The organism is Streptomyces sp. NPDC057623 (assembly GCF_042800355.1).
In the GTDB taxonomy this organism is placed as follows: Bacteria; Actinomycetota; Actinomycetes; order Streptomycetales; family Streptomycetaceae; genus Streptomyces.
On the sequence record NZ_JBHVGZ010000003.1, the window covers coordinates 103,937 to 119,518 of the forward strand.

Genomic DNA, 15,582 nt, shown 5'->3' on the forward strand with positions numbered 1-15,582 from the left:
AGGGACTCGAACCCCGGACCCGCTGATTAAGAGTCAGCTGCTCTAACCAACTGAGCTAGCGGCGCATGACTCCCGCCGACTGCGTTCCCAGGGGGTTCGCGGCTGGCGACGAAGAAAATACTACCTGGTCCCGAGGGGTGCTTCGGACCACCCGGGACGGGTCTAGATCGCCAGCGACAGCAGTACCGGCGCCGCGTTCCGGTTCAGGGCGTCCGCCGCCTGGCGCAGCCGGTGGGCGTGCTCGACCGGGAGTGACAGGGCCAGGCAGCCCACCGACGAACCGGCCGTGATCGGGACCGCCGCGCACACCGTGCCCACCGCGTACTCCTGGAGGTCGAGGTGGGGGACCGTCGCCGGCTGGGACTCCAGGCGGGAGAGCAGGACCCGGTCGCTGGTGATCGTGCGGGAGGTGAGACGGGCCATCTTGTGGCGGGAGAGATGATCGCGCCGGCCGTCGTGGTCGAGCTGGCCGAGCAGGCTCTTGCCGATCGCGGTGGCGTGGGCGGAGTAGCGGAAGTCGACCCACTCGTTGACCACGGGGGTGGCCGGACCGGCGGCGATCTGGTCGATCCTGATCTCGCCGTCGACGTACCGGCTGATGTACACGGCGGCGCCGACCGAGTCGCGCAGCCGGTCCAGGGTGCGCTGGAGGTTCTCGCGCAGGGCCTGCTCGCGGCCCTGCGCGGAACCGAGGCGGGTGAGGGCGTCGCCCGTGACGTACGCCCCGTCGCCGACCTGCTCGACGTAGCCCTCGCGGCGCAGCATCAGCAGGAGGCTGGTCAGGCGCTCCGGGTCGATGCCCGTGTGCCGGGCGAGCTCGGTGTCGGTGACTCCGGTGCTGTGCCGCACCACGGTCTCCAGGACGCGCAGGGCGTCCTGGGCCGAGTGGTGCGGCGTCGTCGGCTCGTGCTGCAGCGCCACGGTTCCCCCTGCGGTTGCACGTCGCTTCTCATCGATCCGGGTTCGTGTCAGCCAATCCTCTTCACGCAATCCCCTTCACGATAACGGGCAAGCGGCTTGTAGTGAGCGGTTGTTGACGAGATTGCGATGCCCTCAACTGCGGGGGTAGCACTCTGGCATATGTCAGGGGTATGGGCCCGGCGCGGACTCACAGCACAGCGCTGAGGAACTCCCGGGTGCGGTCCTTCTCGGGGTCGTTGAACATCTTCTCCGGGCTGCCGGACTCGATGACCCGGCCGGCGTCGAACATCAGGACCTGGTCCGAGATGTCCCGGGCGAAATTCATCTCGTGGGTCACGCAGAGCATCGTGATGTCGGTGGTGCGGGCGATGTCCCGCAGCACGTCGAGGACGCCCGCGACCAGCTCCGGGTCCAGCGCGGAGGTCACCTCGTCGAGCAGCAGCACCTGCGGTCGCATGGCCAGTGCCCGCGCGATCGCGACCCGCTGCTGCTGACCGCCCGACAACTGGGTCGGGCGGGAGTCGCACTTGTCGGCGAGGCCCACCATCTCCAGCAGCTCACGGGCGCGCGCCTCCGCCTCGTCCTTGGACAGGCCGAGGACCGTGACCGGGGCCTCGGTGATGTTGCGCAGCACCGACATGTTCGGGAACAGGTTGAACTGCTGGAAGACCATCCCGATGTTCTTGCGGACCTCGCGGACCTGCTTCTCAGGGGCCGGGAAGAGCTTCTCCCCGGCCACCGTGATCGTGCCCTCGTCCGGCTTGAGCAGGGTCATCAGCAGTCGCAGGATCGTCGTCTTGCCGGAGCCGGACGGGCCGATCAGGGTGACGTGCTTGCCGGACTCGACGGAGAAGTCGAGCTGGTCGAGGACCGTGTTGGACCCGAAGCGCTTGGTGACGTGGTCGAAGCGGATCAGCTCGCTGCCGTCCACCGGCGGGTTGGCGCTCGCGTCGGGATCTTTCATCAGAGGCGTGTCAGCGGACAAGGCGTCGCTCCAGGGCTCGTACGAGAAGGGAGGCCGGATAGGCGATGAGGATGAAGGCCACACCGATGACCGTCAGGGGCTCGGTGAACTGGAAGTTCTGCTGCGCGAACAGCCGCGCCGCGCCGAGCATCTCCATGACCGTGATCGTCATCAGGATCGGTGTGTCCTTGAGCATCGCGATGACGTAGTTGCCGAGGGCCGGCACGACCCGGCGGATCGCCTGCGGCAGGATCACCACCCGCCACGTCCTGGTCACCGACAGGTTCAGCGCCGTCGCGGCCTCCCACTGGCCGGCGGGCACCGCCTCGATGCCGGCGCGGTAGACCTGCATCGTGTACGTCGAGTAGTGCAGCCCGATCGCGCAGATGCCGGTGGTCAGCGCCGGCCACGTCAGGCCCCACTCGGGCAGCACGTAGAAGAAGAAGAAAAGCTGCACCAGCAGCGGGGTGTTGCGGATGAACTCCGTGACCGCCCCGACCGGCCAGCGCACCCAGCGGGACGGCGTGCGCATCAGCAGCGCCCACACCAGCCCCAGCGCGAACGAGATCAGTGAGCCGAGGGCCAGGATCTGCAGCGTCAGCAGCAGCCCGTCCCAGAACTTCGGCATGAAGTCGGCGACAGCGCCCCAGTCCCAGGTCATGACACGCCTCCGAGAGAACCGCCCGCGCCCACACCCGTCGTCTCAGGACGGTGCAGCTCCTGGTCGGGAGTGCGCCCGACCTGCTTGCCGACGCCGGTCTTGAGCTTGCGTTCCAGTCCGCGCATCCCGCGCGTGAGCAGGAAGGCGATGGCGAAGTAGATCAGCAGGACGTATGTGTAGATCTCCGTGCTCTCCTGGAGTGCGAGGCGCACCAGGTTGGCGCTGAAGGTCAGGTCGCCCATGCCGATGACGGACACCAGCGCGGTGCCCTTGAGCAGCTCGATCAGCAGGTTGGAGAACGGCGGGATCATCTCCGGCACCGCCTGCGGCAGCAGGATCAGCCGCATCCGCTGCCACGGCGTGAAGCTGAGCGCGATCCCGCCCTCCCGCTGCGCCGGGTCGACCGAGTTGAGGGCGCCGCGCACGATCTCGGCGCCGTACGCCCCGTAGGTCAGTCCGAGCGCGAGGGTGCCGGCCCACAGCGGGACCAGCTGCCAGCCGAAGGCGACCGGCAGTACGAAGAACACCCAGAAGATCATGATCAGGGCGGAGGTCCCGCGGAACACCTCGGTGTAGACGCCCGCGAGGAAGCGGACGATCCACAGCCGGTGGGTGCGGGCCATGCCGACCCCGAAGGCGACCACCGTGGCCACCAGTCCGCTCAGGACCAGCAACTGGACGGTGACCCAGATCCCTTCGAGTACGAGTTCCCAGAGTCCCGAGGTCATCAGCCCGTCCCCCCTGCGCACAGCTCCTTCGCGGTGAGGTCGGTCATCTCGGCCTCGGTGAAGCCGAACGGCTTGAGGATGCGGAACAGCTCGCCGCTCTTCTTGAGCTTGTGCAGCTCGACGTTGAAGGCGTCCCGCAGCGTGGTCTCGGTCGGCCGGAAGGCGAACGCGCCGCCGTCGACGTGCGGTTTCCCGCCGACGAGGGGCGCGAAGGCCTTGGTGGCCTCCGCCTTGGCCGACTTCTTGACGACCTCACGGGCGGTGAGCGCCGTACCGGCGAAGACGTCCACACGCCCCGCCTCGACGGCGTTCAGTCCCGCGACCTGGTCCGGCACGATCAGGATGTCGCTCTCCTTGTACCCCGCCTCGACGGCGTACTGGATCTCGGCATAGCCGGTCCCGGTGGCGAACTTCGCCTTCTTCCCGACGACGTCCTTGTAGTCGTGCAGCCCCTTCGGGTTGCCCTTGCGCACGATGAAGGAGTCGAGCATCTGGTAGTCGGGATCGGAGAAGATGACCTGCTCACAGCGCTCGGGGTTGACGTACATCCCGGCGGCGACGACGTCGAACTGCTGCGAGCGCAGCCCGGGTATCAGCGATCCGAACTCGGTGGGCACGGGCTGTACCCGGTCCACGCCGAGCCGCTTGAAGATGACCCTCGCCAGCTCGGGCGCCTCGCCGGTGAGTTCACCGTTCGTGTCGATGTACCCGAAGGGAATCTCGCCCGCGATGCCGAGCCGTACGACGCCGGCGGCCCGTAGCCGGTCGAGCAGTTCACCGCCCTCCTTGGTGGAGGCCGTGGCCACGCGTGAGCAGCCTGCCGCGCCCAGCGCGCCGAGCGCCGCCACCCCCGCGAGCAGCGACCGGCGAGTTGGGGTGCCCGATCTGTGTCCGACTTGTGTCTCGACATGTTCCAGTGGTGGAGCCATGGCGGCGCGGCTACCCGAGTCCATGCGATGTATGCACAGTGGAAGGCATGACTGAACGGTTCATCGAGGTGTCGCTGGTCAAGCGGGGCATCCACTGCACCGCCAAACTCCTGGACGACCGAGCCCCGCTCACCTGCGCGGCCGTCTGGGACGCCCTGCCCCTGGCCGGCGACGTCTACCACGCGAAATACGCCCGCAACGAGATCTACGCCCTCTTCCCGCCCTTCGCGGAAACGGAGCCGCCCCTGGAAAACCCGACAGTCACCCCCATCCCGGGCGATCTGTGCTATTTCGCCTTCGCGGGTACGGAGCTGGGCAGCAAGTCCTACGGCTACGACCGTGAGGTCCGCCCCGGCACGACGGTCGTCGACCTGGCCCTGTTCTACGAGCGCAACAACCTGCTCCTGAACGGTGACGTGGGCTGGGTGCCCGGCATCGTCTGGGGCCAGATCGTGGAGGGCCTGGAGGAGATGGCCCAGGGCTGCAACGACCTGTGGCGGTCCGGGGCGCTGGGGGAGTCCCTCAGCTTCCGGAGGGCGTGATCCCGGCGATCCCGGCCTCGTAGAGCGCGTGCGCCGCTCGCAGGACGAGTTCGTCCCGGTGCCGGGCGGCCACGAGCTGCAGGCCGATCGGCAGGCCGTCCCCGTCGGTGCCGACGGGGACGGTGGCCGCCGGCTGCTGGGTCAGGTTGAAGGGGTAGGTGAACGGGGTCCAGCCGGTCCACCGGCGATGCCCCGAACCCTTCGGGACCTCGGCGCCCGCCTCGAAGGCCGTGAGCGGGAGGGTCGGGGTGACGAGGAGGTCGTAGGTGTCGTGGAAGCGGCCCATCCGGCGGCCGAGCTCCATGCGGACGTCCACCGCGGCCAGATAGTCGAGCGCGGTGAGCCGGGCGCCGGCATCGCAGATCTCCCGCAGCCCCGGGTCGAGCAACTCCCGCTGGTGCGGGCCGAGATGCTGGGTCACCCGGGCCGCCCCCGTGAACCACAGGGCGTGGAAGGCGTCCACCGGATCGGTGAAGTCGGGGTCGGTCTCCTCGACGTACGCCCCCAGCCCCGCCAGCCGCTCCACCGCCCGCCGCACCGCCGCCGCGACCGCGGGACGCACCGCCACCTGGCCGCCGAAGGAGGGCGAGTAGGCGACGCGCAGCCCCCGCACTCCGCCGCTCAGGCCGGCCGCGAAGGAGCCCGGCGCCGGTGGGAGCGCCGACCAGTCACGCGAGTCGGGCGTGCCGATGACGTCCAGGAGCAGGGCCGCGTCGGCCGCGTCACGGGTCATCGGACCGACGTGCGCCAGCGTGCCGAAGGCGCTCGCCGGGTACAGCGGGACACGGCCGTACGTCGGTTTCAGGCCGAAGACTCCGCAGAAGGCCGCCGGAATGCGCACGCTCCCGCCGCCGTCGGTGCCGAGCGCGAGCGGCCCCGCGCCGAGCGCGACCGCGGCCCCCGCACCGCCGCTGGAGCCACCCGCGGTGCGGGTCGGGTCGTACGGGTTGCGGGTGACTCCGGCCAGCGGCGAGTCGGTGACGCCCTTCCAGCCGAACTCGGGGGTGGTCGTCTTGCCGAGGAAGACGGCGCCGTGCGCGCGCAGTCGGGCCACGGAGGGGGCGTCCTCGTCCCAACGGCCCTGCTCCGGGATGGTCTTCGAGCCCTTCCGCGTCGGCCCGCCGCGCATCAGCAGGATGTCCTTCACGGTGACCGGGACCCCGTCGACCAGACCGGCCGGTTCGCCGCGCCGCCAGCGCTCGGTCGACTCGCCGGCCCGTGCGAGGGCCTCGTCGGCCGTGAGCCGTGTGAAGGCGTTGACCTCCGGCTGGATCCGTTCGGCCCGCTCCAGGGTCGCGCGGGTGGCGTCGACGGGGCTGAACTCTCCTTTGCGGTAGCCGTCGAGGAGTTGTACGGCGGTCAGTTCGGTGAGATCCGTCATGCGTCGCCCTCCAGCCGTAGACATCAGCGTCCGGGTACGTACCCACGCTGCTTGTCGACCACGTTCAGCAGTGGCCTGCCCGCCTCCCACCTCTCGTACAACTCCACGAACTGACGGCCGAGTTCATCCCGCCAGCCGATCGTGTCCCCGCTCATGTGCGGCGAGACGATCAGATTCGGAACCTCCCACAACGGGCTCTCGGGGGTGAGGGGCTCATGTTCGAAGACATCGAGCGCCGCCCCCGCGATCCACCGCTTGGCGAGTGCGTCGACCAGGTCGTCCTCGACGACAAGCTGCCCGCGCCCGACGTTGACGAACCGCGCGGACGGCTGCATGACCCCGAAGCGACGGGCGTCGAACATGCCGTGCGTCTGCTCGGTGAGCGGCGCGGCCGCGATCACCCAGTCGGCGCGGGCGATCAGCCGGTCGAGGTCCTCGGGACCGTGGATGCCGGTGCGCGGGGCCCGGCCGACCAGCGCGGTGGTGATGTCCAGGGCCTTGAGGGTGCGGGCGATCGCCCGGCCGATGGGCCCGGACCCCACCACGCACGCGCGCGTGCCGCCGACACGCTGCCCCTCCCGGTGCCGCCACTCCCGGGCACCCTGAAGCTCCAGGGTCCTCGGCAGGTCCTTCGCCATCGCCAGCACCAGGGCGGCGACGTACTCGGCGATCGGCTGGTCGAAGACCCCGCGCGCGTTGGTGACCACGGTGTCGGACTCGGTGAGCTCCGGGCACATCAGATGGTCCACGCCGGCACTCGCCGTGTGCACCCAGCGCGGCCGAGGGCCCGCGCCGGGCCAGGCGTGGCGCACGGCGTGGGAGGTGAAGTCCCAGACCAGCAGCACGTCGGCGTGCGGCAGCCGCTCGGCCAGGGTCTCCTCGCTCGCGTGCTCGACGCGGGCGCGGCCGGTGAGGCGGCCGAGGCGGGGGAGGGGATCGTCGTCGAGGACGAGGAGCGTGGGCGGGGGGTCGGAGGCGTGCGGCGGACCGGGGGTGCGTGCGGTCATGCGGGGTCGTCTCTCCGGGGTCGGCGGGGGCGTCGGGCGGTTGTGCGCGGGGCGTTCTCCTGGGGTGCGCAGAGGCCGTTCCCCGTCGATCCACTGCGACGGACGGCCGTCTGACATGCGAGGTTTGACCACGCTCGCACCCGAACCTACCTTCGTCAACACGGGCGTACACACGGTCCGTTGCTCACCCGTATCTCGTAGTGAGGGCGGTGCCTGCGATGAGCAGCCTGGACATCTCCTTCCTCGGCGGACCTCGACCCCAGCGTGGGGTCGGAGTCGTCGCTCCTTTCGACTTCGCGCTGGACCGGGAGCTCTGGCGCTGGGTGCCGGACGAGGTCTCGCTGCACCTGACCCGAACGCCCTACGTGCCGGTCGAGGTCAGCCTCGATCTGGCCCGCCTCGTCAGTGAGCACGAGACGCTGAGCGACGGCGTCCGCACCCTGACCGCGGTCGCGCCCGAGGTGGTCGCGTACGCCTGTACCTCCGGCAGCTTCGTCGGCGGCATCGCGGGCGAGCGGGCGATGTGCGAGGCGATGACCCGGTCGGGCGCGGTGCCGTCGGTCACCACCTCCGGCGCCCTCCTGGAGGCGCTGACCGAGCTCGGCGTACGCCGTGTGGCCCTGGTGACCCCGTACACCGTGTCGGTGACGCGGGCGCTGGAGGAGTACGTCGCGGAGGCGGGGACCGTGGTCACGGGGTGTGCCTTCATGGGGCTGACCCGGCACATCTGGAAGGTGCCGTACCGCGATGTGGCGGACATGGCCCGCCAGGCCGTACGCCGTGACGCCGAGGCCCTCTTCATCAGCTGCACCAACCTGCCCACCTACGACGTGATCCCCCAGCTGGAGGCGGAACTGCGCATACCGGTGCTCTCGGCCAACCAGGTGACGATGTGGGCTGCGCTGCGTCGGCTGGGTACTCGCGCGGTGGGGCCGTATCAGGCGCTGATCGATCCGGCGGCACGGATCGACCCGGCTGCGCCCGGCGGTGCGGCGCTTCCTGAGGTGCCGGATGTACCCGAGCAGGAACAGCAGTAGGAGAAGCGGGCACTAGTACCAGGCCCAGCGAGCAGACGCAGCGAGCAGCAGGAAGGCTGACATGACCGCACTCGGATTTCTCTACCCGGGCCACTCCGCCGAGGACGACTATCCCCGCATCGAACAACTGCTCGCCAGCGACATCCGGCTCGACCTGGTGCACACCGACATCGGCGAGGACGCGCACCGGGTGGACGCGCTGCTGCGGATGGGTTCCGCGGAGCGGCTCGCGGCGGGCGTGGAGGCCCTGCGGCTGACCGGCGCCGAGGCGGTGGTGTGGGCCTGCACGAGCGGCAGCTTCGTCTACGGCTGGGAGGGCGCCCACGAGCAGGTACGCAACCTGGCCGTCACAGCCGGTATGCCCGCGTCCTCGACGTCCTTCGCCTTCGCACACGCGGTCCAGGAGCTGGGGGTGGGGCGGGTGGCGATCGGCGCGACGTACCCGGACGACGTGGCCGGGCTCTTCGCGGACTTCCTGCGCGCGGCCGGTACGGAGGTGGTGTCGGTGCGCGGCTCCGGCATCATCACCGCCGTCGAGGTCGGCACCTGGGGCGAGAAGGAGCTGTTCGCCCTGGCGAGGGAGGCGGACCACCCCGACGCCGAGGCGATCCTGCTCCCCGACACGGCCCTGCACACCGCCTCCCACCTCCCGGCCCTGGAACAGCACCTCTCCAAGCCGGTCCTCACCGCCAACCAGGTCACGGTCTGGGAGGCCCTGAGGCTGACGGACCGCCGAGTGAACGCCCCGGCACTGGGCGCGCTCTTCACCAGGGAGCCGATCGTGCAGGTCTAGGTCTTTCAGCCCGTCCGGCGTCTGAGGACGAGGCCCCTTCAGGGCCGAAAGCGGGGGTCCAGGGGGCGGCAGCCCCCTGGCGGGGTGGCAGGGGCGGAGCCCCTTCGGAAGATGGGACGGGTAGGAGCGGCGGGGGCGAGGGAATAAACCGGAGCCCCCCTCCTGTTAACGCCGATCGCACACCACACGGCAAACGCAGGAGGCACAAGTGCCGGCAGACGAGACCCGAGGCACCGCACACGGCACCGCCCCGGCCCCCCTCTCCGTACTCGACCTGGTCACGGTCAGCTCCGGCCACACCGCCACCGACGCCCTGCGCACCAGCGTCGACCTCGCCCGCCTCGCGGAGTCCCGCGGCTTCCACCGCTACTGGGTCGCCGAACACCACTCCATGCCCGGCGTGGCGTCCTCGTCCCCCGCCGTGATCCTCGCCCACATAGCAGCCCACACCACCCGCATACGCCTCGGCTCCGGCGGCGTGATGCTCCCGAACCACGCCCCCCTCGTCATCGCGGAACAGTTCGGCACCCTGGAGGCCATGGCCCCCGGCCGCATCGACCTCGGCCTCGGCCGCGCCCCCGGCACGGACGGCGCCACATCAGCCGCCCTCCGCCGCACGGACCCCATTCACTCAGGCGCCGACGAATTCCCCGAACAGCTCGCGGAGCTCACCCGCTTCCTCGACGACGACTTCCCGGACGGTCACCCCTACCGCCGTATCCACGCCGTCCCCGGCCCCGTCCAGTCGACGTCACCCGGCGGCGTCCAGTCCCCGCACCGCCCCCCGATCTGGCTGCTCGGCTCCTCCGGCTTCAGCGCCCGCCTCGCCGCGGTCCTCGGCCTGCCCTTCGCCTTCGCGCACCACTTCTCGGCACAGAACACCATCCCGGCCCTGGACCTGTACCGGGAGTCCTTCCAGCCGTCGGCCGTCCTCGACCGCCCGTACGCCCTCATCGGTGTCTCCGCCCTCGCCACCGAGGAGGAGAGGGAGGCCCGCCGCCAGGTCAAGGCCGCCGCCCTCAGCATGATCCGCCTGCGCACCGGCCGCCCCGGCCTCATCCCCACCCCCGAAGAGGCCGAGGCCCACGAATTCACCTCGCTGGAGCGCGAGTTCGCCGACTCGTGGAACGCCAACGTCGTCCACGGCACCCCCGACGAGGTCCGGGCCGGCCTCGACGACCTCCACAAGCGCACCGGCGCCGACGAGTTGATGATCACGAGCAACGCCCCCGGCATGGACGTACGCCTGCGCTCGTACGAACTCATCGCGGACGCCTACGACTTGCCGACCACCTGACCGGACCCGTCGCGACGGTTCAGACCCGCACACCCAGCAGCTCGGAGATACGATCCGGCGGCACCGGCCGCGAGTACAGCCACCCCTGACCGGTGTCGCACCCGATCCGCCGCAGCCGCGAGGCCTGCGCCAGGGTCTCCACGCACTCCGCGGTGACCGTCAGCCCCAGCCGATGGGCCAGATCGATCATCGCCTCGACGACGACCTCGTCCGCCGGGTTCGGCGGGACGGCCGCGTTGCTGTCGCTCTCGTACTGGAAGCCCCGTACGAAGGAACCGTCCAGCTTCAGGACCGAGACCGGCAGCCGGCTCAGGTACGCGAGGTTCGAATAGCCCGTGCCGAAGTCGTCGATCGCGATGCGCACCCCCATGTCGCTGAGCGCCTGGAGGTCCTGGATCGGGCGTCCCGCCGAGCCCATCACGGCCGACTCGGTCAGCTCCAACTGGAGCAGATGCGGGGCGAGTCCGGTCTCGTCGAGGATCCGGGCCACGTCCGCCACCAGGTCGGAGTCCCAGACCTGGCGGACGGCGACGTTCACGCTCACGAAGATCGGCGGCTCGTCGGGGTGCGCGACCTGCCAGGCCTGTGCCTGACGGCAGGCGGTCGCGAGGATCCAGCGGCCGAGCGGCACGATCGAACCGTCCTCCTCGGCCAGTCCGATGAACCGATTCGGCGCCAGTACGCCGAACTGAGGATGATTCCAGCGGACAAGTGCCTCGACGCCGCGCAGCCGGCCGTCCTCCATGCTGACCAACGGCTGGTACTCCAGGGCGAATTCCCCGCGCTCGATGGCGGGGCGGAGCGTGGAGGCGAGGGCCTGGCGGGTCATGAGGTGGGCGTTGCGTTCGGGGTCGAAGAGCGTCCAGCGGTCCTTGCCGTCGGCCTTCGCCCAGTACAGCGTCGTGTCCGCGGCCGCCATCAGGGCGGTGGGGGTGGTGCCGGCCGCCTGGCGTTCCACCACGCCGATCGAGGCCGACACCGACAGACGCCGGCCGCCCAGGTCGAAGGGGGCCCGCAGGGCTGCGAGTACCGACTCGGCGAGGTCGGCCAGTTGCTCGGTGCCCGTCGAGTCCTCGACCAGCAGGGCGAACTCGTCCCCGCCGAGCCGGGCCACCAGGGGCGGGATCGATCTGGCGAAGCCCGCCTCCTCGGCGCAGCACGTGAGCCGTTCGGCCACGGCGGCCAGCAGTTTGTCGCCGACGCGGTGGCCGAGCGTGTCGTTGATCGCCATGAAGCCGTCAAGGTCCAGGTAGCACAGGCCGATTCGCCCGGTGGTGCCCCTCTCGTCGTACGACTCCACCTCCAGCGCGGCCGACAGGCGCTCGAAGAACAGGGTGCGGTTGGGCAGCCGGGTCACCGGGTCGTGCATCTCCAAGTGCCGCAGCCGTGCCTGGAGTTCACGGTGGTCGCTGATGTCGGCGACGGAGAGCAGGACGCCGCAGGGCTCCTCGCCGGGCAGCGGCGCGACGGTGACCTGCACCCACAGGGAGTGCCCGTCCCGGTGTTTCAGGCGTCGTGTGCAGCGCAGTTGGGCCTGGCGGCCGCGCAGCACCTCGCGGTACGCGTGCCAGGCGCGCGCGTCGGAGGCGAGGTCCACCAGGTCGGCGGCGACGGAACCGGCCAGCTCACCGGGGGCCGTACCCAGCAGGTCGGTGAAGGAGGCGTTGGCACCGGTCACCAGGCCCTCGCGATCGACCACGGCCATCGCCAGCGGGGCGGCGGAGAACGCGGAGGAATAGGGAGGGGACGATCCGGAACCAGGGGATGACTGTACGTTACTCTCTGTGACGGCTGCCCTGATGAGGCCTGCCGCGGGCGTCGGCCCTTCGGACGTTCCGCTCACCGCTCGCTCCCGCAGTGCACTCGATCTTCGGATGGGTCTCATCGGAATGGTCGGCCGGTGGACGGGGGTGCCCCCCTGTGGTCGCCGGGCCGTGTCCGTGCAGGAAAGTGTCAGGAAAGTGTGCCGATCATAGAGGCTGGCCCGAGGGCCTTCCACCTACTGTTCAGTGTTCCCACGCGGCGCGCGCTTCTGACAGATCGTTTCTGCCCGCACCTGGACAGCTTCTTCGAACCCCCGACCAGTTGTGACGTTCCGTGAGCGATTCGGGGGTGTCGGTTCTGACAACCGGTCGGCCCTCTCACCCGTCCGGTGCAGCTGAACAGGACGTAGTACGACAATCCGACACAGGCTGGGTGCGGTGTCCCGCGAACCGCTCCGGAGGTCCCCGTGCCGCGTCAGTTCCCCCTGCTCCGTGGGATGGGCCTGTTGCGGGACCGGTCCCGACTGCGCAGCACCGCCGCCGTGTTCACCACGATGTCGGCGCTCGCCGCGACCTCCCTGGTCGCCGGTCCCTCGGTCGCCGAACCGTTCGACACGGCGCCGTGCGCACTCAAGCGGACCGCTGCCCACCACTCCGAGGGCCTGGACACCTGGAACGCCGCCTACCCGCGCCCGACCAGGGAACTCGACGCCGTCATGGTCTTCCTGTCCTTCCCGGACTCCGCCCCCCTGACGACACCCGCCGAACTGACGGCCGACCACTTCCCGGCCACCACCCGCTTCTTCGAACGCGCCTCCTACGGCAGGTTCACCCTGCGCCCGCATCCGCTCCGGCACTGGATCCGCATGCCGAGGCCGTCCACGGCGTACGCCATACAGCGTGACTGGCGGGTCACCGACCGGGCCGCCTATCTGCGGGACGCGCTCGCCGCGGCGGACCGGCAGGTGGACTTCTCCCGCTACGACATCGTCTACTTCGTCGCCGACCCGGACGCGCCCGGCGTCGACTCGGACGCCACGAAGGTCGTCAACCTGGACGTTCCGCTGCGGGCCGACGGCACGGACATCCGGCGCGTCGTCACGGTCTTCGAGAACCATCCGCCGGACCGGCTGGTCCTCGCCCACGAGACCGGCCATGTCTTCGACCTGCCGGACCTGTACCACCGTCCGGTGGACGGCAAGGGTGACTGGGACACCTATGTCGGTGACTGGGACCTGATGGGCAGCCAGTTCGGCATGGCCCCGGATCTGTTCGGCTGGCACAAGTGGAAGCTCGGATGGCTGGATCCGCGGCAGGTGGTGTGTGTGCAGGGGCGGGGCGGCGGACCGGTACGGCTGACGCTGGAGCCGCTGTCGGCGGCGCCCGGGATCCCGGCGCAGACGGGTGCGGCCGGGTCGCCCGGCCCCGTCGGGGCCCAGGGCGCGTTCGATGACAGCGGTGCCTTCGGTTCGCGCGCCGAGCCCGGGACGTACGGCACACTCGGAGCGTACGGCGTGGTGCCCGGCTTCGGGCTGGGCAACGGGACCAAGCTCGCCGTCGTCCCCACCGGGCCGGAAAGCGCCCTCGCCTTCGAGGTGCGCGGCCCGGTGGGCAACGACATGCGGACCTGCCGGCAGGGGGTGCTGGTGTACCGGGTGCGGAGCCAGACGGAGTCCGGGGGCGGGCCGGTCGAGGTGATCGACGCCCATCCGCGCAGCGAGGCCTGCTGGGAGGAGTCCGTGTATCCACCGCTCGCGGACGCGCCGGTCGGGCTCGGCGAGAGCTTCACGGTGCCGGAGGAAGGGGTGCGGGTGGACGTGGAGGGGCGGACGGTTTCGGGGGCGTGGACGGTGAAGATCACGGCGATCGGGTAGCGCGTGCGCCGGGTGAGGGGTCGCGTGATGGGACAGATGTACGCCGGGTGGTAGCGGTACGCCTCGCAGACCGCTCGTGCGCCGGGGGGGCAAGGCGAAAGGCCCCTCGTTTCCACGAGGGTCTCCCACTGTCTGTGCGTCGCCGCGAACTCGAACCGCGGACCCGCTGATACCGCGTTCCTCCGCGGGACCGGGAGAAGTCTCCTCAAAAGCGAAAGCCCCCCGCGGTTGCGAGGAGCTTTCACTGTCTGTGCGCCGCCAGGGACTCGAACCCCGGACCCGCTGATTAAGAGTCAGCTGCTCTAACCAACTGAGCTAGCGGCGCCTGCTGACGTCGTAGACATTAGCACCCTGATCGGGGTGGGGAAAAATCGATATCCGAACGGCAGCCCGAGCCGCCCGCACGGCCGCCCAGAGCAGCACCTCGGGCCCCGGCAACCAGGGACTACGGGTGTCCGGGGCGACCAGCCAGCGGCCGCCGGAGGGGGTGTCGCTGCCGGACCGGCCAGGGACCGTCACCGCGTCTCCGGTGCCGTGGCAGAGGAGGGCCGGGACCTCGCCCGCACGGCCGAGTTCCTCCCAGCGCAGCAGTGACGGCAGCCGCTGGGCCGTACCGGGCACGGCGAACAGCAGCATCCGGCCCCGGAACACCGCCACCGGTCCCGATCCGGGGCCTTCCTCCCATAACTGGTCGACCATCCGGCGCCCGAAGACCGCGGGTGCGCTCACCACGTCGAAGGCGGATCCGCAGGACAGGACCACGGGGGCCGTCGGCCGCTCGTCCCGGAACGCCTGGGCGCTGCGCGGATACGGTTCTGCGGAGGCGAGCCAGGCGGCGCCGTCCGCGGTGAGGGAGGCGGGCGAGGTGGGCGAGAACGGGGCGTTGCGTGTGCTGCTCATGGCGAATACATCTACCGACGGTGAGCGCGCCGTTCCCGAGAGTTCCCGGAAACCGGGACAGGGTGGGGATGCAGGGCGTATCTTGCCCGCCTGGCATATGCCATCGAGTGCCCCGGGTGGGTCAGACCGGGTCGACGTGCCCCGGGCCCTCGACCCCACGCATCAGATCCCTGCCGAACTCCACCATCTTCTTGGCGTAGTCCTCGGTCCACTCGGCCCGCGCGGCGATGTCGGCGGGCGTCAGCCGGTCGAACCGCCGGGGGTCCGCCAGCTGGGCGGCGGCCATGGCCTGGAACTCCACCGCACGGTCCGTCGCCGCCCGGAACGCCTGCGTCAGCTCGGTCGCCCGAGCCAGCAGCGCCCGCGGGTCGTCGATCGACTCCAGGTCGAAGAAGTGCTCCGGGTCCGCGGCCACCTGCGCGGGCTCGAAGAGCAGGGGCGCGGGGCGTAGCCGCGATTCGTTCCGACGCGGCGTGGGCTCCGCCATGTCTTCTCCTTCTCCTACGTCACCGATCTGGTACGTCACCGGTCTGATTGCTCCCCGGCGACCGACCCCCGCAACCGGCCACCCTCCAGCGAACCGGTTCACCGTCCATTGTCCCGCGCCCACGCAAGTGGGCGTCGAGCCCAGCCCGAACGCTCTGCCCCCAGACCCGGCCGCACCACCACCGGACTCAGCCGCTCCACCATGCGACCCGGTGCTCGGCCAGCCGAGCGAGAACCGCGTGATTCGCCTCCCAGCCGTCCGGGCTGTGTTCTTCGGCCGCCTGCGGCGGCGTGCCGGA

General features: G+C 70.5%; 15 protein-coding genes and 1 tRNA gene. 5 read left to right on the top strand and 11 right to left on the bottom strand.

From position 1 onward, the window contains the following. Positions 1 to 162 precede the first annotated feature (162 nt). The 5 genes from ACFU95_RS04745 to ehuB all read right to left on the bottom strand — a co-directional run bounded on the left by ACFU95_RS04745 (position 163) and on the right by ehuB (position 4,203). The gene (locus tag ACFU95_RS04745) at positions 163 to 921 is read right to left on the bottom strand and encodes an IclR family transcriptional regulator (RefSeq protein WP_383821683.1); all 759 of its coding nucleotides are present in this window, start codon (positions 919 to 921) and stop codon (positions 163 to 165) included. A gap of 187 nt (positions 922 to 1,108) precedes the next feature. Further along, positions 1,109 to 1,885, bottom strand: a complete 777-nt coding sequence (ehuA, locus tag ACFU95_RS04750) for an ectoine/hydroxyectoine ABC transporter ATP-binding protein EhuA (protein ID WP_383821685.1) — start codon at positions 1,883 to 1,885, stop codon at positions 1,109 to 1,111. 10 nt (positions 1,886 to 1,895) lie between these two features. Further along, the gene (gene ehuD / locus ACFU95_RS04755) at positions 1,896 to 2,546 is read right to left on the bottom strand and encodes an ectoine/hydroxyectoine ABC transporter permease subunit EhuD (protein ID WP_383821687.1); all 651 of its coding nucleotides are present in this window, start codon (positions 2,544 to 2,546) and stop codon (positions 1,896 to 1,898) included. Further along, positions 2,543 to 3,274, bottom strand: a complete 732-nt coding sequence (ehuC, locus tag ACFU95_RS04760) for an ectoine/hydroxyectoine ABC transporter permease subunit EhuC (protein ID WP_383821690.1) — start codon at positions 3,272 to 3,274, stop codon at positions 2,543 to 2,545. Before ehuC ends, ehuD begins: the two co-directional genes overlap by 4 nt. Continuing rightward, positions 3,274 to 4,203 carry an ectoine/hydroxyectoine ABC transporter substrate-binding protein EhuB gene (ehuB, locus tag ACFU95_RS04765; RefSeq protein ID WP_383822244.1) on the bottom strand — a complete coding sequence of 310 codons (930 nt, stop codon included), beginning with the start codon at positions 4,201 to 4,203 and terminating at the stop codon, positions 3,274 to 3,276. Before ehuB ends, ehuC begins: the two co-directional genes overlap by 1 nt. A gap of 47 nt (positions 4,204 to 4,250) precedes the next feature. Between ehuB and ACFU95_RS04770 the strand changes: the two genes are divergently transcribed. Continuing rightward, positions 4,251 to 4,745, top strand: a complete 495-nt coding sequence (locus ACFU95_RS04770; RefSeq protein ID WP_383821693.1) for a DUF3830 family protein — start codon at positions 4,251 to 4,253, stop codon at positions 4,743 to 4,745. Here ACFU95_RS04770 and ACFU95_RS04775 read toward each other — a convergent pair. Next, a complete protein-coding gene (locus tag ACFU95_RS04775; RefSeq protein ID WP_383821695.1) occupies positions 4,726 to 6,126 on the bottom strand; it encodes an amidase in 1,401 nt (466 codons plus the stop codon). The genes ACFU95_RS04770 and ACFU95_RS04775 overlap by 20 nt on opposite strands. Positions 6,127 to 6,149: 23 nt before the next feature. Further along, positions 6,150 to 7,133: a D-2-hydroxyacid dehydrogenase gene (locus ACFU95_RS04780; RefSeq protein ID WP_383821698.1), complete on the bottom strand. Its 984-nt coding sequence runs from the start codon at positions 7,131 to 7,133 to the stop codon at positions 6,150 to 6,152. 218 nt (positions 7,134 to 7,351) lie between these two features. Here ACFU95_RS04780 and ACFU95_RS04785 point away from each other — a divergent pair, with 218 nt between their 5' ends. From ACFU95_RS04785 to ACFU95_RS04795, 3 genes are all read left to right on the top strand, one after another. Then, positions 7,352 to 8,170 (top strand): aspartate/glutamate racemase family protein, encoded by an 819-nt coding sequence (locus tag ACFU95_RS04785; RefSeq protein WP_383821701.1) that lies wholly within the window; start codon positions 7,352 to 7,354, stop codon positions 8,168 to 8,170. 61 nt (positions 8,171 to 8,231) lie between these two features. Continuing rightward, positions 8,232 to 8,963 (top strand): decarboxylase, encoded by a 732-nt coding sequence (locus ACFU95_RS04790; protein WP_383821704.1) that lies wholly within the window; start codon positions 8,232 to 8,234, stop codon positions 8,961 to 8,963. 208 nt (positions 8,964 to 9,171) lie between these two features. After that, the gene (locus ACFU95_RS04795) at positions 9,172 to 10,260 is read left to right on the top strand and encodes an LLM class flavin-dependent oxidoreductase (RefSeq protein WP_383821707.1); all 1,089 of its coding nucleotides are present in this window, start codon (positions 9,172 to 9,174) and stop codon (positions 10,258 to 10,260) included. 19 nt (positions 10,261 to 10,279) lie between these two features. Here ACFU95_RS04795 and ACFU95_RS04800 read toward each other — a convergent pair whose 3' ends face one another. Beyond that, entirely contained in the window at positions 10,280 to 12,103 is a 1,824-nt protein-coding gene (locus ACFU95_RS04800; RefSeq protein ID WP_383821711.1) for a putative bifunctional diguanylate cyclase/phosphodiesterase, read from the bottom strand. A 387-nt stretch (positions 12,104 to 12,490) separates the two neighbouring features. Between ACFU95_RS04800 and ACFU95_RS04805 the strand changes: the two genes are divergently transcribed. After that, positions 12,491 to 13,897, top strand: coding sequence for a M6 family metalloprotease domain-containing protein (locus tag ACFU95_RS04805; RefSeq protein WP_383821713.1), 1,407 nt, complete (start codon positions 12,491 to 12,493; stop codon positions 13,895 to 13,897). Between the two features lie 251 nt (positions 13,898 to 14,148). Here ACFU95_RS04805 and ACFU95_RS04810 read toward each other — a convergent pair. From ACFU95_RS04810 to ACFU95_RS04820, 3 genes are all read right to left on the bottom strand, one after another. Next, positions 14,149 to 14,222, bottom strand: a tRNA-Lys gene (locus ACFU95_RS04810). Further along, positions 14,213 to 14,797 (bottom strand): bifunctional DNA primase/polymerase, encoded by a 585-nt coding sequence (locus tag ACFU95_RS04815; protein ID WP_383821716.1) that lies wholly within the window; start codon positions 14,795 to 14,797, stop codon positions 14,213 to 14,215. The genes ACFU95_RS04810 and ACFU95_RS04815 overlap by 10 nt, the downstream gene beginning before the upstream one ends. A 121-nt stretch (positions 14,798 to 14,918) precedes the next feature. Further along, entirely contained in the window at positions 14,919 to 15,284 is a 366-nt protein-coding gene (locus ACFU95_RS04820) for a hypothetical protein (protein ID WP_383821718.1), read from the bottom strand. Positions 15,285 to 15,582: the final 298 nt, after the last annotated feature.